This is a genomic window from Amnibacterium soli (assembly GCF_039544415.1).
GTDB lineage: Bacteria > Actinomycetota > Actinomycetes > Actinomycetales > Microbacteriaceae > Amnibacterium > Amnibacterium soli.
Genome location: NZ_BAABLP010000004.1, coordinates 312965 through 334157, shown reverse-complemented (window position 1 = coordinate 334157; position 21193 = coordinate 312965). Strand labels below are relative to the sequence as shown.

Below are 21193 nucleotides of genomic sequence, written 5' to 3'. Positions count from 1 at the left end.
CGTGAGCACCTTCAGCGGTCTCGGCACCGCGGCCTCGGGCCTCACGGCCGCACGCCTCGCGCTCGAGGTCACCGGGCAGAACGTCGCGAACGCCAACACCGAGGGCTACACCCGGCAGCGCGTCACGCAGTCGCCGATGGCGCAGACGGCCCTCGCGACCTACGCCACCCAGAGCAGCGTCGGCGACGGCGTGCTGGTGACCGGCGTGGCCCGGCTGAACGACGCCGTCGTCGACGCGCGGGTGCGCAGCACCGCGGCGACCGCCTCCTACTGGAGCGCCTCGGCGAACGCGCTCGGCACGGTCGAGACGGCGCTGAACGAGCCGAGCACCAGCGGCCTCTCGTCCGTGCTCAACAAGTTCTGGGGCGCGTGGCAGTCCATGGCCAACGCGGTCGGCACGAAGTCGGCGGAGGGCGCGGCGAGCAACCTCATCGCGCAGGGCCAGCTGGTCGCCTCGTCCGTCTCGGCCGGCTACACCGCCGCCTCGACCTCCTGGAGCGACGCCCGGAGCGCCGCCGGGCTGACGGTCACCGCCATCAACGACGCCGCGGGCCAGGTGGCCGACCTGAACAAGTCGATCCGGGCGCTCACCGCGGCCGGCAGCAACGTGAACTCGCTGCTCGACCAGCGCGACACGGCGGTGACGAAGCTCGCCCAGCTGACGGGCGCGACGACCCGCCCCAACGCGGACGGCACCGTGGACGTCACCGTCGGCGGGAACCTGCTGGTGTCCGGCGTGACGACCCGCAAGGTCGAGCTGACGGGCGACGCGGCCTTCTCGACGACCTCGACGACGCCCGTCGCACTGCAGTGGGCGGACACGAAGACTCCGGTCTCGCTCGACGGCGGCGAGCTCGCCGCACGCATCGCCGCGCTGCAGCCCGCGAACGCCGACGGCACCGGCGGCGTGTACGCGGAGGCCGCGAAGACCTACGACGCCATCGCCTCCTCGATCGCGACCGCGGTCAACACCGCGTCGGCGACCGGGTACACGTCGAAGGGGCAGCCCGCGGGCGACTTCTTCTCCTTCACCTCGCCCGCCGGCTCGCCCGCGCTGAACCTCACGGTGAAGGCGGCGTCCGCGGCCGACATCGCGGTCGCCGGGAAGGACCTCGGGAACTCGGACGGCACCGTCGCCGACGCGATCTCGCAGCTCGGCTCCGCTCCCGACTCCCCGGACGCGCAGTGGGCCGGGTACGTCTCCCGCATCGGGTCGCAGTCCGCGACCGCGACCGCTCGCGCGTCGACGTCGCAGACGGCCGCCGCCGCGGCGACCGACGCGCAGACCTCGGCGAGCGGGGTCGACCTCGACGAGGAGACGTCGAACCTCGTGATCTACCAGCACGCCTACCAGGCGTCCGCCCGGGTGATCAGCACGATCAACGACATCCTCGACACCTTGATCAACATGGGGGCGCGATGAGCATCGGCCGCGTCACCACGAGCCAGCTCTGGACGAGCTCGGCGACGAACGTGCAGGCGAGCAAGGCGCGCCTGTCGCAGCTGTCCGACCAGGCGAGCACCGGGCTGCTCGTCACGAAGCCCTCCGACGACCCCGCGGCGTCCGCCGCGATCCTCAAGGTGCTGTCGCAGCAGAGCGCGAACACGCAGTACAAGACGAACATCGACGACGGCATCGGCTGGCTCAGTTCGGCCGACTCCACGATGACGACCGCGGAGAACCTGACCCGGCAGGCGAAGGACCTCGTGATCCAGGCGGCGAACAGCGGGACGTCGTCCGCCACCTCCCGCCAGGCGCTGGCCACGCAGCTGGAGGGGGTGCGCGACGACCTGCTCGGCGCCGCCAACACGCAGTACAACGGTCGGTCGATCTTCGCCGGGACCTCGGACTCGCCGGCGGCGTTCGACGCCGCGTACGCCTACCAGGGGCCCGAGAGGACGACGGCGAACCCCGACGGCACCACGACGACCACCGCGGTCGGCAGCGTCCAGCGGCGCATCGGCAGCGGGCCGGGCGACGTCGTCACGGTCTCCGCCGACGGCAGGGCGGCCTTCGGCACCGGTGACGACTCCGTCTTCGCGCAGATCTCGGCGGTCATCGCAGCGCTCCGCGACCCCGGCTACGACACGGACACCCCGGACGCGACGACCGGGGTGACGCCGAAGGACGCGATCACCGCCGGCATCGACCGGCTGGGGGCGGCCCTCACGAACATCTCGGCGCAGCATGCGATCGTCGGTGCGAACTACGCACGGATGACCGGTGCGAAGGCCCAGAACGCCACGACGGCGACGGCCCTGGAGACCCAGCGGTCCGGACTGCAGGATGCGGACACGACGAAGACCCTGCTCGACCTCAAGACGCAGGAGCTCGCCTACCAGACGGCACTCCAGGTGACCGCTCAAGTGATTCAACCGACCCTGATGAGCTTCCTCCGATGATCTCCGCACTCCCCACCTCACGCGACGGCCGCCTCACCTTCACGGCGCCGCCGCCCGGGTTCGCCCCGCTCACCGACTTCGACCTCGCGGCGGTTCCCGGCGCGCCGGGGCTGTACACGCTCCGCGACACCGCCGGCGCAGACCTGCGCCTCTTCCTGCTCGATCCCACGTTCTACGTGCCCGAGTACCTGCCGGACGTGGCGGACCAGGACCTCGTGGCCCTCGGCGCCTCCTCCGTCGGGGAGGTCGACGTGTACGTCGTCGCGAACATCAGCGACGGCGCACCGGTCGTGAACCTGCTCGCGCCGATCGTCGTCAACCCGCGCTCCGGCGCCGCGACGCAGCTGATCCTCGAGGACGACTGGCCGCTGCAGGCCGAGCTCGTCACCGAAGCCGCGTAGGCGGCAGGCATGCGAAGAGGCCCCGGGGGATCCACTCCCCCGGGGCCTCTCCTCGTGCAGCGCGGGTCGGGCGTCGGGCCACTCCTCCGTCGGCCTCGACCCGCGGGTCTTCGCGGGGCGGTCAGACGCCGCCCAGATCGGCGAGCAGCAGTGCGGCCATGTGCTGCACCTTCGGTTCGACGTAGGCGTCGAGCGCGCGGAGGATGTGCGCGTGCTGGCGCGCGACCCAGCTGACGGCCTCGCGGCGCAGCTGCTCGCGCAGCCCGTGGATGGCCTCATCGCTGAGGAACGGCTGCAGCGACACCGATCGGCGCACGTGCTCGGTGATGACGGCGTCGAGGGACGTCGTCAGGGCGTGGAGCGCCCCGTGCGGGACCTCCTCGAAGCCGAGCTCGACGGCCCAGCCGGGGCAGGCGACGCACGGCGACAGCCGGCGCCTGGCGGAGGCCGGGTCCCAGCGGGGCAGCCAGTCGAGCCATTGGGCGACCGCTCGGTCGAGCTCGCGCTCGAGGCGGTACGGACGGAGCATCAGCGGGCCTCGCGCGCGTCGGCGCGGACCGGAACGGGAGCGTGGGCGCGCTCGGGCAGGGGGAGAGACATGTTCACCGTGGGTCCGGTTACAGGGGGGCAGAGCCGCGTGGGTGCACGGCTGCCGGCTGGGTGACCGGCGTCCTCCAAACCTACGGAAGCGACTGCACGCCCTGTATCCCCCGTGCTGGGGGCTTTTCGTGTCGGAGGAGAGCAGGGCACGCCACCGTGGTCCTCCTCCGACGCGAAAACGGGCCGCCCCGGAAGGGACGGCCCGTTCTCACTGCGCTCGGATCAGTTGTAGGTGCCCGGGCTGTAGTCGTCGCTCGAGAACGAGTCGAAGTCCACGAACGACAGGTCGGCGTCGTTGAACATCGAGTCGTCGCCGAAGGACCGCAGCGGGTACCGCTCGGCCTTCGCCTCCTCCGTGGGCTCCACGGCCACGTCGCGGTAGCGCGACAGACCGGTGCCGGCAGGGATCAGCTTGCCGATGATGACGTTCTCCTTGAGGCCCAGCAGCGAGTCGGACTTGCCGTCCATCGCGGCCTGCGTGAGCACCCGGGTCGTCTCCTGGAAGGAGGCGGCGGACAGCCACGACTCCGTCGCGAGCGACGCCTTCGTGATGCCCATGACCTCCTGCCGCGCGGAAGCGGTCTTGCGACCCTCCGCCAGCGCGGCGCGGTTGACGTCCTGGTAGCGCGAGCGGTCCACGAGCTCACCGGGGAGCAGGTCGGTGTCGCCGTGGTCGACGACGGTGACCTTGCGCAGCATCTGCCGCACGATGACCTCGATGTGCTTGTCGTGGATCGGCACGCCCTGGCTGCGGTACACGCCCTGGACGCCGTCCACGAGGTGCAGCTGCACCGCGCGGACGCCCTTGACCCGCAGGACCTCCTTCGGGTCGATGGACCGACGTGGAACTGCTGGCCGAGCTCGACGTGCTGCCCGTCCTCGATGAGGAGGGTGGCGCGCTTGAGCACCGGGTAGGCGAACGGCTCGTCGCCGTTGTCCGGGGTCAGGATGATCTTCCGCTGACGGTCGGTGTCCTCGATCGTGACGACACCGGCGGCCTCGGCGATCGGCGACGCGCCCTTGGGGGTGCGCGCCTCGAACAGCTCCTGCACGCGGGGCAGACCCTGCGTGATGTCGTCCGCGGACGCCACACCACCCGTGTGGAAGGTGCGCATCGTCAGCTGCGTGCCGGGCTCACCGATCGACTGGGCCGCGATGATGCCGACGGCCTCGCCGATGTCGACGAGCAGACCGGTCGCGAGCGAGCGGCCGTAGCAGGCGGCGCAGACGCCGACCGCGGACTCGCAGGTCAGGACCGAGCGCACCTTGATGTGCTCGACACCCGCCTCGACGAGCTTCGCGATCAGCACGTCGCCGACGTCGTCACCGGCGTCCGCGAGCACCTCGCCCGCAGCGTTGACGACGGCCGTCGCCAGCGTGCGGCCGTAGACGGCGTTCTCGACGTTCTCGCTGGTGGAGAGGTCGAGGCCCCGGGAGGTGCCGCAGTCGTCCTCACGGATGATGACGTCCTGCGACACGTCGACGAGACGACGCGTCAGGTAGCCGGAGTCCGCCGTGCGGAGCGCCGTGTCGGCCAGCCCCTTGCGGGCACCGTGGGTCGAGATGAAGTACTCGGCCACGGTCAGGCCCTCGCGGTACGAGTGCACGATCGGGCGCGGGATGATCTCGCCCTTCGGGTTCGACACGAGGCCGCGCATGCCGGCGATCTGCCGCACCTGCATCCAGTTGCCTCGGGCGCCGGAGGAGACCATGCGGTTGATGTTGTTGTCGACCGGCATGTTGTCCTGCATGGCCGTGGCGACCTCGCTGGTGGCCTTGTTCCACAGCTCGATGAGCTCCTGGCGGCGCTCCTCGTCCGTGATCAGACCCGTGTCGTACTGCGTCTGGACCTTCGCGGCCCGCGACTCGGCGCCCTCGAGGATCTTGCCCTTCGACGGGGGCGTCAGCACGTCGGACAGCGACACCGTCACACCGGACCGGGTGGCCCAGTAGAAGCCGGCGTCCTTGATGCGGTCCAGCGTCGCCGCGACCTCCACCTTCGGGTAGCGCTCCGCGAGGTCGTTGACGATCCGCGAGATCTCGCCCTTGTCGGCGAGCTCCTCGACGAACGGGTAGTCCGTCGGCAGCGCCTCGTTGAAGATCGCCCGGCCCAGCGTGGTCTTGACGAGCACCGGCGAACCGGCGACGTAGTCCTCGGGGGTCTGGCTCGCCGGCGGCACGACGCCCGTGAGGCGCAGCGTCACGACGGCGTTCAGGTCCAGCGCACCCGCGTCCTTGGCCATGATCGCCTCGGCGACGGAGGAGAACACGCGGCCCTCGCCCTTCGCGCCCGGCTTGATCGTGGTCAGGTGGTGCAGGCCGATGATCATGTCCTGCGAGGGCAGGGTCACCGGGCGGCCGTCGGACGGCTTCAGGATGTTGTTCGACGCGAGCATCAGGATGCGCGCCTCGGCCTGGGCCTCGACGGACAGCGGCAGGTGGACGGCCATCTGGTCGCCGTCGAAGTCCGCGTTGAACGCGGCGCAGACGAGCGGGTGCAGCTGGATCGCCTTGCCCTCCACGAGCTGCGGCTCGAACGCCTGGATGCCCAGGCGGTGGAGCGTCGGCGCGCGGTTCAGCAGCACGGGGCGCTCGCGGATGATGTCCTCGAGCACGTCCCACACCTGCGGACGCGAGCGCTCGACCATGCGCTTCGCGGCCTTGATGTTCTGCGCGTGGCTCAGGTCGATGAGGCGCTTGATGACGAACGGCTTGAAGAGCTCCAGCGCCATCTGCTTGGGCAGACCGCACTGGTGCAGCTTCAGCTGCGGGCCGACGACGATGACCGAGCGGCCGGAGTAGTCGACGCGCTTGCCGAGCAGGTTCTGACGGAACCGGCCCTGCTTGCCCTTCAGCATGTCGGACAGGCTCTTCAGTGCGCGGTTGCCGGTGCCCGTGACCGGGCGGCCGCGGCGGCCGTTGTCGAAGAGCGCGTCGACCGCCTCCTGCAGCATCCGCTTCTCGTTGTTCACGATGATCTCCGGCGCGCCCAGGTCGAGCAGGCGGCGGAGGCGGTTGTTGCGGTTGATGACGCGGCGGTACAGGTCGTTCAGGTCGGAGGTCGCGAAGCGGCCGCCGTCCAGCTGGACCATCGGACGCAGCTCCGGCGGGATCACCGGCACGACGTCGAGCACCATCGCGGCCGGCGAGTTGCCGGTGGCGAGGAAGGAGCTGACGACGCGGAGGCGCTTGATCGCGCGGATCTTCTTCGCACCCTTGCCGTCGCGGATCTGCTCGTGGAGCAGGTCGCTCTCGGCCTGGAGGTCGAACGCCTCGAGGCGGCGCTTGATCGCCTCGGCGCCCATGTAGGCCTCGAAGTAGGTGCCGTAGCGGTCCATCAGCTCGTTGTAGATCGCGTCCTCGGGCTTGAGGTCGCCGACCTTCAGGTTGCGGAAGTCGTCCCAGACCCGCTCGAGCGTCGCCACCTGGTCGTCGAAGGAGCGGCGGATCTGCGCCATCTCCTTCTCGCCCACGTCGCGCGTCCGGCGCTTCTGGTCGCTCTTCGCGCCCTCCTGCTCGAGCGCGGCGAGGTCCGTCTCCAGACGGGCGAGACGCTCGTTGATGCGCGCGTCGCGCTGGTCCGTGAGGGCCTTCATCTCGAGGCGCAGCTCGTTCTCGAGCTCGGGGAGGTCGTCGTGACGGCCCTCCTCGTCGACCTCGATGATCATGTACGCCGCGAAGTAGATGACCTTCTCGAGGTCCTTCGGCGCCATGTCGAGGAGGTAGCCGAGCCGGCTCGGCACGCCCTTGAAGTACCAGATGTGCGTGACGGGCGCGGCGAGCTCGATGTGGCCCATGCGCTCGCGGCGGACGGAGGACTTGGTGACCTCCACGCCGCAGCGCTCGCAGACGATGCCCTTGAAGCGGACGCGCTTGTACTTGCCGCAGGAGCACTCCCAGTCGCGGGAGGGCCCGAAGATCTGCTCGCCGAAGAGGCCGTCCTTCTCCGGCTTCAGCGTGCGGTAGTTGATGGTCTCCGGCTTCTTGACCTCGCCGTAGGACCAGCGACGGATGTCGTCGCCGGTGGCCAGGCCGATACGGAGCTCATCGAACGTGGTGACGTCGAGCACTGAATCTCTTCTCTACTGAATTCTGTTTCGAGAACTGGTGTCGGGGTGCCGGATCAGATGTCGTCGATCGAGGACGACTCGAAGCGGGCCGAGATGTTGATGCCGAGCTCCTCCGCCGCGCGGAACACCTCTTCGTCGTTGTCCTTGAGGCTGACGATCTGACCGTCGGCCGAGAGGACCTCGACGTTCAGGCAGAGCGACTGCATCTCCTTGATCAACACCTTGAAGGACTCGGGGATGCCCGGCTCCTGGATGTTCTCGCCCTTGACGATGGCCTCGTACACCTTCACGCGGCCGAGGATGTCGTCGGACTTGATCGTCAGGAGCTCCTGCAGGGCGTAGGCGGCGCCGTAGGCCTCGAGGGCCCACACCTCCATCTCGCCGAAGCGCTGACCGCCGAACTGCGCCTTCCCACCCAGCGGCTGCTGCGTGATCATCGAGTACGGGCCGGTCGAGCGGGCGTGGATCTTGTCGTCGACCAGGTGGTGCAGCTTCAGGATGTACATGTAGCCGACGCTCACCGGGTCCGGGAACGGCTCACCCGAGCGGCCGTCGAACAGGCGCGTCTTGCCCGTCGAGTCGATCAGGCGCTCGCCGTCGCGGTTGAGCGTCGTCGAGTCGAGCAGACCGGCGATCTCCTCCTCCGCGGCGCCGTCGAACACCGGCGTCGCGAGCTTCGAGTTCGCGGGCGCGGAGAACGCGGCCTCGGGCAGGTGGTGCGCCCACTCCGGGTTCCCGTCGACCTTCCAGCCCTGCTTCGCGATCCACCCGAGGTGGATCTCGAGGACCTGGCCGAAGTTCATCCGGCCGGGGACGCCGAGCGGGTTCAGCACGACGTCGACCGGGGTGCCGTCCGCGAGGAACGGCATGTCCTCGACGGGCAGGATCTTGGAGATGACGCCCTTGTTGCCGTGACGACCGGCGAGCTTGTCGCCCTCGGTGATCTTGCGCTTCTGGGCGATGTAGACGATGACGCGCTGGTTCACGCCGGAGCCGAGCTCGTCGTCGTTCTCCGCGGAGAACTCCTTGACCGCGATGACCGTGCCCTGCTCGCCGTGAGGCACCTTCAGGGACGTGTCGCGGACCTCGCGGCTCTTCTCGTTGAAGATCGCGCGGAGCAGGCGCTCCTCGGCCGACAGCTCGGTCTCGCCCTTCGGCGTGACCTTGCCGACGAGGATGTCGCCGGGGCTGACCTCGGCGCCGATGCGGATGATGCCGCGCTCGTCGAGGTCGGCCAGCAGGTCCGGCGCGACGTTCGGGAGGTCGCGGGTGATCTCCTCCTTGCCGAGCTTGGTGTCGCGGGCGTCGACCTCGTACTCCTCGATGTGGATCGAGGAGAGGACGTCGTCCTTCACCAGGTTCTGGCTGAGGATGATCGCGTCCTCGTAGTTGTGGCCCTCCCACGGCATGAACGCGACGAGCAGGTTCTTGCCGAGCGCGAGCTCGCCGTCCTCGGTCGCGGGACCGTCGGCGAGCACCTGGCCCACCTCGATCCGCTGGCCGGCGTCGACGATCACGCGGTGGTTGTACGACGTGCCCTGGTTCGAGCGGTCGAACTTGCGCAGGAAGTAGGTCTCGCTCCCGCCCTCGTCGAGCTGGATCGTGACCGCGTCGGCCGAGACCTCGGAGACGATGCCCGCGCCGTGCGCGGTGACCACGTCACCGGCGTCGATGGCCGCGTAGCCCTCCATGCCGGTGCCGACGACCGGGCTCTCGGAGCGCAGCAGCGGCACGGCCTGGCGCTGCATGTTCGCACCCATGAGGGCGCGGTTCGCGTCGTCGTGCTCGAGGAACGGGATGAGGGAGGTCGCGACCGACACCATCTGGCGCGGGGAGACGTCCATGTAGTGCACGCGGTCCTTGGCCACGAGCTCCACCTCGCCGCCCTTGGGGCGGACGAGCACCTGGTCCTCCGCGAAGGAGAAGTCGGCGTTCAGCGGGGCGTTGGCCTGGGCGACGAGGTACTCGTCCTCCTCGCTCGCCGTGAGGTAGTGGATGTCGTCGGTGACGACACCGTTCTCCACGCGGCGGTACGGGGTCTCGATGAACCCGAAGGAGTTGATGCGCGCGAACGACGCGAGCGAGCCGATCAGGCCGATGTTCGGGCCCTCCGGGGTCTCGATCGGGCACATGCGGCCGTAGTGGCTCGGGTGCACGTCGCGGACCTCGACGCCGGCGCGCTCGCGGGACAGACCGCCGGGGCCCAGCGCCGAGAGGCGGCGCTTGTGGGTCAGGCCCGCGAGCGGGTTGTTCTGGTCCATGAACTGCGACAGCTGCGACGTGCCGAAGAACTCCTTGATCGCCGCCACGACGGGGCGGACGTTGATCAGGGTCTGCGGCGTGATCGCCTCGATGTCCTGCGTGGTCATGCGCTCGCGGACGACGCGCTCCATGCGCGACAGACCGGTGCGGACCTGGTTCTGGATCAGCTCGCCGACCGCGCGGATGCGGCGGTTGCCGAAGTGGTCGATGTCGTCCACGTCCAGGCGCACGTCGTGCGCGGCGCCGTCGCGGTTGCCCTCGAGCGCCCAGGTCTTCTCGCCGACCTGCTTCACCGCGGGGGCCGCGGTGTCGTGGAGGGCGACCAGGTACTTGATCGTCGCGATGATGTCGTCGACGGTCAGCACGCTGTCCGTCAGCGGCGCGTCGATGCCGAGCTTCCGGTTGATCTTGTAGCGGCCGACCTTCGCGAGGTCGTAGCGCTTGCTGTTGAAGTAGAAGTTGTCGAGGAGCGCGCGAGCGGCCTCGGCGGCGACCTGCTCGCCCGGGCGCAGCTTGCGGTAGATGTCCTTGAGCGCCTCCTCCTTCGTCAGGATGTTGTCCTTCTCGAGCGTCAGCTCGATGGACGCGAACCCGTTGAAGTGCTCCATGATCTCCTCGGTCGTGAGACCGAGGGCCTTGAGGAAGACGGTGACGGACTGCTTGCGCTTGCGGTCGATGCGCACGCCGACCTGGTCGCGCTTGTCGATCTCGAACTCGAGCCAGGCGCCGCGGCTCGGGATGATGCGCGCGGAGTAGACGTCCTTGTCGGAGGTCTTCTCCTGCTGGCGCTCGAAGTAGACGCCGGGCGAGCGGACGAGCTGCGACACGACGACGCGCTCGGTGCCGTTGATGATGAACGTGCCCTTGTCGGTCATGAGCGGGAAGTCGCCCATGAAGACCGTCTGCGTCTTGATCTCACCCGTGAGGTGGTTCATGAACTCGGCCTCGACGTACAGCGGGGCCGCGTACGTCTTGCCGCGCTCCTTGCACTCCTCGAGCGTGTACTTCTTCTCCTCCAGGAACGGGTTCGTGAAGGAGAGCTGCATCGTCTCCGAGAGGTCCTCGATCGGCGAGATCTCCTCGAAGATCTCCTCGAGGCCGCTCTGGGCGGGCAGATCGTTGCGGCCGGCGGCCTGCGCCTCCTCGACGCGGGTGCGCCAGGCGTCGCTGCCCACGAGCCAGTCGAAGCTCTCCGTCTGGAGGGCCAGGAGGTCGGGGACCGTCAGGGTGTCGGTGATCTTGGCGAAGGAGAGGCGGGACGCCCCTCGACCGTTGATCGGAGTGGTGGCGTCAGGCGCGGAAACCAAGGAGATGTGACCTTTCGGCGGGACCGCGCGTGAACGGGTGCGGTCCCGATTCCTGTCGTGTCGAGCAAGAGGACGTGTGGCGCGTGCCGAGCGCTCCCCCGGTGGCGTACCGTCTGCGGGGCAGGGGCACGCCGGACCGCCGACCGCAATATGAGGGCGAGAGGTTCGGCGGCGGTGCTTGCGGGCTTTGGGCTGCAGGCACGGCCCACCGATGAGCGCGAAGATTCAGAGTAACCCCTGGTGTGCCGTTTGTCCAGCGCGCTGCTTGACCCGCCGACGGATCGTCCGCTATAACCGCGCGCCGCGGGCGCCGTCCAGGTCGCGGGGGCCGCACCCCCGGCGCCCGCACCGGGCTCCTGCACGGTCGCGGCCCTAGGGTCGGGGCGTGGCCAAGTCCGATTCGGTGCTGCTCTCGGGCGGCCAGGTGGCGACCCTCGAGCCCGACCGCTGGAACGCCGCGCGGATCGAGCTCGTCGTCGACGGCACGCCGCAGTCGAGCGTCAACCTGTCCGACCCCTCCGACCTCGCGTTCGAGTACGTGGAGCGCATCGGGCACGTCATCGACCTGATCGGCGAGCCCCGCGCGCCCCTCACGGCCGTGCACTTCGGCGCCGGCGCGCTGACGATCCCGCGCTACGTCGAGTGGACCCGCCCCGGCTCGCGCCAGCAGGTGGTGGAGCTGGAGCCGGAGCTCGTCGACCTCGTGCGCGAGCGCCTGCCCCTCCCCCGCGGCGCGTCGATCCGCGTCCGCTACGGCGACGCGCGCGAGGTGGCGGAGAAGCTGCCGGGCGGCCTGCAGGGCGCCGCGGACCTCGTCGTCGTCGACGTCTTCGCGGGGGCGACGATCCCGGCGCCGGTGACGACCGTGGAGTTCTACCGGCTCGCAGCCGGCCTGCTCAACGACCGCGGCGTGCTGGCGGTCAACGTCGCCGACGGCGCCGGGCTCCCGTTCGCCCGCGGCCAGATGGCGACGATCGCGGCCGTGCTGCCCCACGTCGCGGTCGTGGCGGAGGCGCAGGTGATGAAGGGACGGCGGTTCGGCAACCTCGTCATCGTCGGCACCCGCGACGAGGGCATGCTCGACTGGCTGCCCCGGCTCGTGGCGGCGGGGCCGCACCCGGCCCAGGCGGTGTCGGGCGACGAGCTGCGGAAGGTCGTGCGCAACGCCTCGGTGGTCACCGACGCGACCGCGTCCCCCTCCCCCGACCCGGGCCGCGGGATCTTCTCGCTCTGAGCCTCCCCGCGGTGAGCGTCGTGGGCAGGCCCTAGCCTCCCGGCGTGCTCGCTGCAGACGTGACCCGGCTGGCGGAGGCGCTGCTGTCAGCCCACCTGCCGGGCCGCGGCTGGTCGTTCGGCTTCGACCGCGCCGTGCGCCGGGCGGGCGCCTGCCACCACGGCGAGCGGCGCATCACGGTCTCGCGCCACCTCGCCGAGCGGGCGGAGGAGGACGAGGTGCGGCAGGTCCTGCTGCACGAGGTCGCGCACGCCCTCGCCGGGCACCGCGCCGCGCACGGGCCGCGCTGGCGGGCGACGGCCGCGCGCATCGGCTACACCGGCTCGCGGCTGCACGACGGCCCGGTCGCCGAGGAGCGCGCGACCTGGGTGGGCAGCTGCCCCGCGGGCCACGAGCACCGGCGGTTCCGCCGGCCGACGCGCGAGGTGTCGTGCGGGCTCTGCTCGCACCGCTTCAGCCGCGCCGCGCTCATCACCTGGCGTCGCACGGCGGCCCTCCCGAACTGAAGGTGCTCCGGGTCCGTGCCGCGCTCCACGAGGGAGGCGGCACGGATCCGGAGCACGTCCGGCACGCGGTCCGGTCACTCGGTGACGCGGACCTCCTTCCAGAACGCGACGTAGTCGCTGAAGTCCTGGCCCACGCGCTTGATGCCGCCGTCGTACGGGTGCGGGTAGCTCCACGCGCGGTCCTGCAGGCGCTGCCCGTCGACGTCCACGGTGAAGTACTGGCACTCGCCCTTCCAGGGGCAGGTGTAGGGGGTGGGGCTCTTCTCGAGCAGCTCGCTCTTCACGCTCGACGGCGGGAAGTACCAGTTGCCCTCGATGGAGATGAGGTCCTCCTTCGGGGCCTCCGCGATCACGGTGTCGCCGACCACTGCCTTCATGGGTCCTCCTTCGGTCCTGAGGAGGGCAAGTGTGGCCCCGCGCCATCTGTTCCCGCTCGGCGCGACCGCGGCGGGCAGACTCGGGGCATGGCGGTGCGAGGGAGTCGACGACCGGAGTGGCCCGAGCTGCCCGCCGACCTGCGCGAGGAGGTCGAGGCGGCGCTCGGCTCCCCCGTGGTGGCGAGCGCGAGCCGCGCCGGCGGCTGGTCGCCGGGGTCGGCCGACGTCGTGGACCTGGCGGACGGCCGCCGCGCGTTCGTGAAGACCGCGGACGCCCGCGTGAACGCGCGCACGGTGGCGATGCACCGGCGCGAGGCGGCCGTGCTGCGGCTGCTGGACCGACGCGTCGCACCGGCGCTGCTCGCGGAGGTGGACCGGCCACCGTCCTACGGGCTGGTCGTCGAGGCGGTCGACGGCCGTCACCCCGATCCCGCGTCCGCCGCGGACACCGCCGCCGTGCTCGACGCCGTCGGCGCGCTGCCGGCCGCACCGGCGGGCGGGCTGCTGCGGCCGCTGGAGGAGGAGCTCGCGGAGGACGCCCGGGGCTGGCACCGCCTGCTGGCGGACGGCGCGGCGCCGCCGGAGGCGCGGAGTGCGAGCCTGCCGCGGCTCGCAGCGCTGGCGGAGGCGATGCCCGAGGCGCTGCACGGCGAGCGCGTGGTCCACTGCGACCTGCGCGTCGACAACGCGCTCGTCGACGGGCAGGGCCGCGGCCGGCTGATCGACTGGCCGTCCGCCGCGGTCGGCGCCCCGTGGATCGACGCGGTCACCTACGTGCTCGACGTGCGCCACCTCGGCGGCCCGACGGAGGAGGCGATGCGGCACCCGGTGCTGCGCGACGCCCCTGACGAGCACGTCGACGTGCTGCTCGCGGTGCTCGGCGCCTACTTCCTCGACACGGCCCGCACGGCCGAGCCGGCGGGCCTCCCGGGCATCCGCGCCTACCAGCGGGCGCAGGGCGCGACCGTGCTCGCCTGGCTGCTCGAGCGGCGGCCCGACCTCCGCTGAGCCGCGGCGGGGATACTGGCGCCATGCGGATGGTCGTGATGCTCAAGGAGCGGCTCGAGTGCGCGCCGGAGGCCGCGTGGCGCGCGCTCCAGTCGCCGACGGTGATGCGCGAGGTCGCCGGGCCCTGGATCGCCTACGCCTCGAAGGAGGACGGCGGGTTCCCCGCGCGCTGGGAGCCGGGCGACCACCCGGTGACGCTGCTCGCCGCCGGGGTGCTGCCGATGGGCGAGCAGGAGATCTCCATCGACCTCGACACCCGGACGCACGAGGGCGTGCGGATCGTGCGCGACGACGGCCGCGGGGTCGACGGCGTGCCCGGGCTGATCCGCTCCTGGTACCACCGCATGGCGGTGGCGCCCCACCCGGACGACCCGACGGCGACGCTGTACCGCGACCGGCTCGAGTTCGCCGCGGGACCGCTCAGCCCCGCGGTGTGGGCGGGGCTGTGGCCGCTGTGGCAGTGGCGCGGCCTGCGCCTGAAGCAGCTCGCGCCCGGCTTCGACGAGGAGCGCGCGCCCGCCGACGCCTGACCGGGTCCTCGCGGATCCGCAGGAACGAGGTGACACGCCGTGGCGGGAGGGCGCGCGGTCGGCGTGTCGGCCGAGAACTGCGGATCCGCGAAAGGGGTCAGCCGACCTTGAGGAATGCGATGACCGCCGCGGCGCCGCAGACGAGGGTCGCGACGATCGTCAGCCACAGCACGCCGCTCTTCCGGGCGTTCTTCACGAGCAGCTCCACGAGCAGCACGATCGTGAGGACCACCGACAGGTAGAGCACCGGGATCGACGTCGACACGTAGGTCTGCACGGGCCCGAAGACGCGGACGAGCAGCAGCAGCCCGATCACCAGGGCGAGGATCGCCAGAATCGCGTTGCCACCGGGCCGGCGGAACCGCAGCGCCGAGTCGACGACGGCGAGCACGCCGCCCGCGATGGTCACCGCCGACGCGAGCGAGACGGTGAAGGTGGGCGTGGCGGCAGCGGCGGTCGTCAACACGACATCGGACCGTAGTGGTCCGGCACCCGCCGCCCGCGGCGAACCGCGGGCGGCGGGTCGGCGCTCAGGTGAGGCGGCCGACGGAGGCGAGCGCGGCGCGCACGAGTCCGCCGCGGCCCCCCTCCATCTCCTGCGCGACGTTCGGCGCCGCGGCCTCCTCCGGCGTCATCCACGTCAGCTCGAGCGCGTCCTGCCGCGGGTCGCAGGTGCCGGTGACCGGCACGACGTAGGCGAGCGCGACGGCGTGCTGGCGCTCGTCGGTGTACTGGCTGGGGCTCGGGGTCGGGAAGTACTCGGCGACCGAGAAGGGCACGGGGCTCAGCGGCAGCTGCGGGAACGCCATCGGCCCGAGGTCCTTCTCGAGGTGGCGGAACAGCGCGTCGCGCAGCGTCTCGCCGTAGAGCACGCGGCCCGAGACGATGGTGCGGGCGATCGTGCCGCTCGAGCCCATGCGCATGAGCAGGCCGACCTCGGTGACCCGCCCGACGCCGTCCGTGCGCACCGGCACCGCCTCCACGTACAGCAGCGGGAGCCGCTGGCGGATGGAGGCGAGCTCCTCCTCGCCGAGCCATCCCGGGTTCGGATCGGGGGTGCGCACGCTGCTCATGCCCTATTTCTACCCGGCGCGCCGCGGTGCACGGGCAGGATGCGGGGATGACGGACGCATCGATCCCCCTCCACGCGGTCGCGATGCGCCCGATCGGACGCCTCGAGGGGCGCCGTCTGCTCGTGCTGCTGCACGGCTACGGTGCGGACGAGCAGGACCTGCTGGCGGTGGGCGAGGCCGTCCGGGGCGACGACGACGCGGTCGTCTCGCTGCGGGGCCCCGTGCCGGTGGGCGCCGGCGCCGGATGGTTCGACGGACCGCGCGAGGCGGTGCTCGCCGGGGCAGGCCTCGAGGCCGCAGCCACGGCCGTGCTCGCGACGCTGAACGCGCTCGCCGCCGCCGCCGGCGAGCCGGCCGCGGTGCGGCTGCTCGGCTTCTCGCAGGGCGGCGCGCTCGCCCTCGCCCTGCTGCACGCGGCGCCGCAGCGGTTCGACCGGGTCGCCGTGCTCGCCGGCTTCCTGCCCGCGACCCTGCCCGCGCCGCCGCCCGGGGCCGCGGTGCTGTGGGCGCGCGGCGACGCCGACGCGGTGATCCCGCCCGAGGCCGTCGCGCGGACGGCCGCCGCCCTCGAGGGCCGGTCGGCGACCTCGATCAGCGTGCACCCCGGCCTCGGCCACGGGATCGACGAGGCCGAGCTCGCGGAGGTCGCCGCCTTCCTGCGCTGACGGCCCGCCCCCTCCTTGCCGAGCAACGACCCGGGCGTCCGGATCCTCGCACCGGCGTGTCGGTGGCAGGGGGCAGAATCCACCGGACCATGTCCTCCGTCCTCGACGCCTTCGGCGCGGCCACCCGCGAGTGGTTCGTCGGCGCCTTCCGCGCCCCCACCGCGGCGCAGGAGGGGGCGTGGGCGGCCATCGCGAAGGGGCAGCACGCCCTCGTGGTGGCGCCGACGGGGTCCGGCAAGACGCTCGCCTCCTTCCTGTGGGCGATCGACCGGCTGGCGAACCGGCCCGCCGACGCGCCGGCGGGCACCCGGGTGCTCTACGTCTCGCCGCTGAAGGCGCTGGGCGTCGACGTCGAGCGCAACCTGCGCAGCCCGCTGGTCGGCGTGACGCAGACCGCGAAGCGGCTCGGGCAGACGCCGCCCCGCATCACGGTGGGCGTGCGCTCGGGCGACACGAGCCAGGCCGATCGCCGGGCGCTGTCGAAGGACCCGCCCGAGATCCTCATCACGACGCCCGAGTCGCTGTTCCTGATGCTCACCTCCGCGGCCCGGGAGTCGCTGCAGAACGTCGACACGGTGATCGTGGACGAGGTGCACGCGGTCGCGGCGACCAAGCGCGGCTCGCACCTCGCCCTCTCGCTCGAGCGGCTCGACGCGATGCTCGAGCGCCCCGCGCAGCGCATCGGCCTGTCGGCGACGGTGAAGCCCGTGGAGGAGGTCGCCCGGTTCCTCGGCGGCCGCTCGCCCGTGACGATCGTGGCCCCGAAGGCGCAGAAGACGTTCGACCTCACGGTCGTCGTGCCGGTCGAGGACATGTCCGACCCCGACCTCGGCAGCGGCTGGCCCGAGGCGGGCGCGGACGCGGAGCCGCACGAGGGGTCCGCCGCGCAGGACGTGTTCGACCCCGACGACCCGCTGCCCCAGCGGAACGGGTCGATCTGGCCGTACGTCGAGTCGACGATCACGGACCTCGTGCTCGAGCACCGGTCCTCGATCGTGTTCACGAACTCCCGCCGGCAGGCCGAGCGCCTGACCGCCCGGCTGAACGAGGAGTACCAGGAGCGCGTCGAGGCGCAGGAGGCGCGCGAGGCGGTCGCCGTCGAGCAGCCGGTGCTCGAGTCCGCGCTCGCCGGGCGCGGCACCCCGGCCCCCTCCGCGATCACGGCGGCCTCGGGCTCCACCCGCGGCGCGACCGAGGTGCTCGCCCGCGCCCACCACGGCTCCGTGTCCAAGGAGCAGCGCGGGCTCATCGAGGACGACCTCAAGTCGGGCCGGCTCCGCTGCGTCGTCGCGACGTCGAGCCTCGAGCTCGGCATCGACATGGGCGCCGTCGACCTCGTCGTGCAGGTGGGCGCCCCGCCGAGCGTCGCGAGCGGCCTGCAGCGCGTCGGGCGCGCGGGCCACCAGGTCGGCGAGATCAGCACGGGGGTCGTCTTCCCGGTGCACCAGGCCGACCTGATCCACGCGGCGGTCGCGACCGACCGGATGCTGAAGGGCGAGATCGAGGCGCTGCGGGTGCCCGCGAACCCCCTCGACGTGCTCGCGCAGCAGACGGTCGCGGCCTGCGCGCTCGAGGAGCTCGAGGTGGAGGCGTGGTTCGACACCGTGCGGCGCACGGCGCCGTTCGCAGCGCTGCCCCGCTCCGCCTACGAGGCCGTGCTCGACCTGCTGGCGGGCCGCTACCCCTCCGACGAGTTCGCGGAGCTGCGCCCCCGCATCGTCTGGGACCGCGACGCCGGCACCATCACGGGCCGGCCGGGCGCGCAGCGGCTCGCCGTGACCTCCGGCGGCACCATCCCCGACCGCGGGCTCTTCGGCGTCTTCCTCGTGTCCGGCAACGAGGGCGGCGGCAACCGGGTCGGCGAGCTCGACGAGGAGATGGTCTACGAGTCGCGCGTCGGCGACGTGTTCAGCCTCGGCGCGACGAGCTGGCGGATCCAGGAGATCACCCACGACCGCGTCCTCGTGCTGCCCGCCTTCGGCGAGCCCGGCCGCGTGCCGTTCTGGAAGGGCGACGGCCTCGGCCGGCCCGCCGAGCTCGGGCGGGCGGTCGGCGCGTTCCAGCGCGACCTCGCCGCCGCGAAGGACGACGAGGCGGCGACCATCGCGGAGCGCATCGGCCTCGACCGCCGCGCGGCGGCGAACCTGATGCGGTTCATCCGTGACCAGGCGGAGGCGACGGGCGCGGTGCCGTCCGATCGCACGCTCGTGCTCGAGCGGTTCCGCGACGAGCTCGGCGACTGGCGCATCGTGCTCCATTCCCCGTTCGGCATGCAGGTGCACGCGCCCTGGGCGCTCGCGGTGGGCGCCCGGCTCGCGGAGCGCTACGGCATCGAGAACGGCGCGATGGCGGCCGACGACGGCATCGTGCTGCGCGTGCCGGACACGGACTCGGAGCCCCCGGGGGCGGACCTGTTCCTGTTCGAGCCGGACGAGCTCGACCAGGTCGTGACGACCGAGGTCACGTCGTCGGCGATCTTCGCCTCCCGGTTCCGCGAGTGCGCGGCGCGGGCGCTGCTGCTGCCCCGCTACAACCCGGGCCGCCGGTCGCCGCTGTGGCAGCAGCGGCAGCGCGCCAGCCAGCTGCTCGACGTCGCGAAGAAGTTCCCGACCTTCCCGATCATCTTCGAGACCATCCGCGAGGTGCTGCAGGACGTCTACGACCTGCCCTCGCTGAAGGAGCTCGCCGCAGGGCTGGAGGCGCGGGCCGTCCGCGTCGTCGAGGTCGAGACCCCGACCGCCTCGCCGTTCGCCCGCAGCCTGCTGTTCAGCTACGTCGGCGCCTTCCTCTACGAGGGCGACAGCCCCCTCGCCGAGCGCAAGGCGCAGGCCCTCGCGCTCGACTCGACCCTGCTGTCCGAGCTGCTCGGCCGGGTGGAGCTGCGCGAGCTGCTCGACCCCGACGTCGTCGAGACGACCGAGCGCGAGCTGCAGCGGGTGGCGGCCGACCGCCGCCTGCGCGGCGTGGAGGGGGCGGCCGACCTGCTGCGCCTGCTCGGCCCGCTCACCGTCGACGAGCTCGCGGCCCGCCTCGAGGTCGCGGAGATCCCGGCGACGAGCGAGCAGGCGGCGCAGTTCGCGCGCGAGCTCGTGACGTCGCACCGCGCGATCGAGGCGTCGTGGGGCGGTGAGCAGTGGATCGCGGGCATCGAGGACGCGAGCCGGCTGCGCGACGCGCTCGGGGTGCCGCTGCCCATCGGGGTGCCGATCGCCTTCGTCGAGCCCGTCGCCGACCCGCTCGGGGACCTCGTCGGCCGCTACGCCCGCACGCACGGCCCCTTCACCGCCGCGGGCGCGGCGCTGCGCCTCGGACTGGGCGTCGCGGTGGTCACGGACACGCTGCGCCGCCTCGCCGACGAGCGCCGCGTCACCGAGGGCGAGTTCCGCCCGGGCGGCACCGGCACGGAGTGGTGCGACGTCGAGGTGCTGCGCCGGCTGCGGCGGCGGTCCCTCGCCGCGCTGCGCAAGGAGGTCGAGCCGGTCGAGCAGGCCGCGTTCGCGCGGTTCCTGCCCGAGTGGCAGCACGTGGGCCAGAAGGCGCTGCGCGGGGTCGACGGCGTCGCCTCCGTCATCGAGCAGCTCGCGGGCGTGCCCGTGCCCGCCTCCGCGTGGGAGTCGCTGATCCTCCCCTCCCGCGTCCGCGACTACTCCCCCTCGATGCTCGACGAGCTGACGGCGACGGGCGAGGTCGTCTGGTCCGGCACCGGGCGGCTCGCCGGCAACGACGGCTGGATCGCGCTGCACCTCGCGGACGCGCTGCCCGTCACGCTGCCGGCGCTCGAGGAGGGCGATCGCACCCCGCTCGAGCAGGAGGTGCTCGCCACCCTCGGCGGCGGCGGCGCGTTCTTCTTCCGGCAGCTCGCCGACACCGTGGGCGCGACGGACGACGTCGCGCTGACGACGGCGCTCTGGAACCTGGTGTGGGACGGGCTCGTGACGAACGACACGTTCGCGCCGGTCCGCGCGCTGACCGGCAGCGGCCACACCAGCCACCGCACGCAGCGCAAGGCGCCCCGCGCGCGGTCGTACCGCGGTCGTGGGCGGCCCGTGCTGCCCGTGCGCTCCGGACCGCCCGCCGCGGCGGGCCGCTGGGCGATCCTCCCCCTGCCCGAGACCGACCCGACGGTGCGGGCCGCCGCGACCGCCGAGGTGCTGCTCGACCGCTACGGCGTCGTGACCCGCGGCGCCGTGCAGGCGGAGCAGGTGCCGGGCGGCTTCGCGCTCGTCTACAAGACGCTGGCCGCCCTGGAGGAGGCCGGTCGCGCCCGGCGCGGCTACTTCGTGGAGCACCTCGGCGCCGCCCAGTTCTCCACCGCCGGCACGATCGACCGGCTGCGCACGCACACCAGGGAGGCGGGCACCGAGGCCGAGGAGCCGGCGGTGCTGACCCTGGCGGCCACCGATCCCGCGAACCCCTACGGCGCGGCGCTGCCGTGGCCGGAGGGCGAGGGGCACCGCCCCGGGCGCAAGGCGGGCGCGCTGGTGATCCTCGTGGACGGCGCCCTCATCGCCTACGTCGAGCGCGGTGGTCGCACGGTCCTGCTGTTCGGCGCGGACGAGCCGCTGCGGGCGCGCGCGGCGGCGGGCCTCGCGGCCGTCGTGCGCAGCGGCGGCGTGCCGCAGCTCGTCGTCGAGAAGGTGGACGGCGAGTTCGTGCTCGGCACCCCGTTCGGCAAGGCGCTGGAGGCGGCCGGCTTCGCCGCGACGCCCAAGGGCCTGCGGCTGCGCGCCTCGTGAGCGACCGCGGCACGAGGGGGC

The 21193-nt window shown here is 72.3% G+C and carries 14 protein-coding genes and 1 pseudogene; 9 read left to right on the top strand and 6 right to left on the bottom strand.

Features of this window, described 5'->3' with window-relative positions; genetic code table 11:
- Position 1: 1 nt before the first annotated feature.
- Genes flgK through ABEA53_RS11100 form a run of 3 tightly spaced genes read left to right on the top strand, consistent with a single transcriptional unit; the run spans position 2 to position 2804 of the window.
- Entirely contained in the window at positions 2–1423 is a 1422-nt protein-coding gene (flgK, locus tag ABEA53_RS11110; protein WP_345481230.1) for a flagellar hook-associated protein FlgK, read from the top strand.
- A complete protein-coding gene (gene flgL / locus ABEA53_RS11105; protein ID WP_345481229.1) occupies positions 1420–2403 on the top strand; it encodes a flagellar hook-associated protein FlgL in 984 nt (327 codons plus the stop codon). Before flgK ends, flgL begins: the two co-directional genes overlap by 4 nt.
- Entirely contained in the window at positions 2400–2804 is a 405-nt protein-coding gene (locus tag ABEA53_RS11100) for a flagellar assembly protein FliW (protein WP_345481228.1), read from the top strand. The genes flgL and ABEA53_RS11100 overlap by 4 nt, the downstream gene beginning before the upstream one ends.
- Positions 2805–2925: 121 nt before the next feature.
- Here ABEA53_RS11100 and ABEA53_RS11095 read toward each other — a convergent pair whose 3' ends face one another.
- From ABEA53_RS11095 to rpoB, 3 genes and pseudogenes are all read right to left on the bottom strand, one after another.
- The gene (locus ABEA53_RS11095; RefSeq protein ID WP_345481227.1) at positions 2926–3333 is read right to left on the bottom strand and encodes a hypothetical protein; all 408 of its coding nucleotides are present in this window, start codon (positions 3331–3333) and stop codon (positions 2926–2928) included.
- A 293-nt stretch (positions 3334–3626) separates the two neighbouring features.
- Positions 3627–7474, bottom strand: a pseudogene (locus ABEA53_RS11090) (DNA-directed RNA polymerase subunit beta').
- 53 nt (positions 7475–7527) lie between these two features.
- A complete protein-coding gene (gene rpoB / locus ABEA53_RS11085) occupies positions 7528–11043 on the bottom strand; it encodes a DNA-directed RNA polymerase subunit beta (protein WP_345481226.1) in 3516 nt (1171 codons plus the stop codon).
- Positions 11044–11428: 385 nt separating this feature from the next.
- On the opposite strand from rpoB, the gene ABEA53_RS11080 reads away from it, so the two are divergent.
- Together ABEA53_RS11080 and ABEA53_RS11075 are read left to right on the top strand one after the other, a co-directional pair.
- Positions 11429–12277, top strand: a complete 849-nt coding sequence (locus ABEA53_RS11080; protein WP_345481225.1) for a spermidine synthase — start codon at positions 11429–11431, stop codon at positions 12275–12277.
- 44 nt (positions 12278–12321) lie between these two features.
- A complete protein-coding gene (locus ABEA53_RS11075; protein ID WP_345481224.1) occupies positions 12322–12783 on the top strand; it encodes a SprT-like domain-containing protein in 462 nt (153 codons plus the stop codon).
- Positions 12784–12857: 74 nt separating this feature from the next.
- Here ABEA53_RS11075 and ABEA53_RS11070 read toward each other — a convergent pair whose 3' ends face one another.
- A complete protein-coding gene (locus tag ABEA53_RS11070) occupies positions 12858–13160 on the bottom strand; it encodes a DUF427 domain-containing protein (RefSeq protein ID WP_345481223.1) in 303 nt (100 codons plus the stop codon).
- Positions 13161–13247: 87 nt separating this feature from the next.
- Here ABEA53_RS11070 and ABEA53_RS11065 point away from each other — a divergent pair, with 87 nt between their 5' ends.
- Together ABEA53_RS11065 and ABEA53_RS11060 are read left to right on the top strand one after the other, a co-directional pair.
- The gene (locus tag ABEA53_RS11065; protein WP_345481222.1) at positions 13248–14168 is read left to right on the top strand and encodes a phosphotransferase; all 921 of its coding nucleotides are present in this window, start codon (positions 13248–13250) and stop codon (positions 14166–14168) included.
- Between the two features lie 23 nt (positions 14169–14191).
- Entirely contained in the window at positions 14192–14698 is a 507-nt protein-coding gene (locus ABEA53_RS11060; RefSeq protein WP_345481220.1) for a hypothetical protein, read from the top strand.
- Positions 14699–14795: 97 nt separating this feature from the next.
- Here the strand turns inward: ABEA53_RS11060 and ABEA53_RS11055 are convergent, their stop codons facing one another.
- Both ABEA53_RS11055 and ABEA53_RS11050 read right to left on the bottom strand, forming a co-directional pair.
- Positions 14796–15164, bottom strand: a complete 369-nt coding sequence (locus ABEA53_RS11055) for a hypothetical protein (protein ID WP_345481219.1) — start codon at positions 15162–15164, stop codon at positions 14796–14798.
- Positions 15165–15228: 64 nt separating this feature from the next.
- The gene (locus ABEA53_RS11050) at positions 15229–15771 is read right to left on the bottom strand and encodes an NUDIX hydrolase family protein (RefSeq protein WP_345481218.1); all 543 of its coding nucleotides are present in this window, start codon (positions 15769–15771) and stop codon (positions 15229–15231) included.
- A 47-nt stretch (positions 15772–15818) separates the two neighbouring features.
- Here ABEA53_RS11050 and ABEA53_RS11045 point away from each other — a divergent pair, with 47 nt between their 5' ends.
- Positions 15819–16436, top strand: coding sequence for an alpha/beta hydrolase (locus ABEA53_RS11045; RefSeq protein WP_345481216.1), 618 nt, complete (start codon positions 15819–15821; stop codon positions 16434–16436).
- 89 nt (positions 16437–16525) lie between these two features.
- Positions 16526–21172, top strand: a complete 4647-nt coding sequence (locus tag ABEA53_RS11040; RefSeq protein ID WP_345481215.1) for an ATP-dependent helicase — start codon at positions 16526–16528, stop codon at positions 21170–21172.
- The last annotated feature ends 21 nt before the right edge of the window (positions 21173–21193 follow it).

What these genes read in the sequence shown, in the direction of transcription:
- ABEA53_RS11045 (WP_345481216.1), top strand. Translation starts at nt 15,819, where the DNA reads ATGACGGACGCATCGATCCCCCTCCACGCGGTCGCGATGCGCCCGATC.
- ABEA53_RS11100 (WP_345481228.1), top strand. Translation starts at nt 2,400, where the DNA reads ATGATCTCCGCACTCCCCACCTCACGCGACGGCCGCCTCACCTTCACG.
- ABEA53_RS11070 (WP_345481223.1), bottom strand. Translation starts at nt 13,160, where the DNA reads ATGAAGGCAGTGGTCGGCGACACCGTGATCGCGGAGGCCCCGAAGGAG.
- ABEA53_RS11060 (WP_345481220.1), top strand. Translation starts at nt 14,192, where the DNA reads ATGCGGATGGTCGTGATGCTCAAGGAGCGGCTCGAGTGCGCGCCGGAG.
- ABEA53_RS11095 (WP_345481227.1), bottom strand. Translation starts at nt 3,333, where the DNA reads ATGCTCCGTCCGTACCGCCTCGAGCGCGAGCTCGACCGAGCGGTCGCC.
- flgL (WP_345481229.1), top strand. Translation starts at nt 1,420, where the DNA reads ATGAGCATCGGCCGCGTCACCACGAGCCAGCTCTGGACGAGCTCGGCG.
- ABEA53_RS11065 (WP_345481222.1), top strand. Translation starts at nt 13,248, where the DNA reads ATGGCGGTGCGAGGGAGTCGACGACCGGAGTGGCCCGAGCTGCCCGCC.
- ABEA53_RS11040 (WP_345481215.1), top strand. Translation starts at nt 16,526, where the DNA reads ATGTCCTCCGTCCTCGACGCCTTCGGCGCGGCCACCCGCGAGTGGTTC.
- ABEA53_RS11050 (WP_345481218.1), bottom strand. Translation starts at nt 15,771, where the DNA reads ATGAGCAGCGTGCGCACCCCCGATCCGAACCCGGGATGGCTCGGCGAG.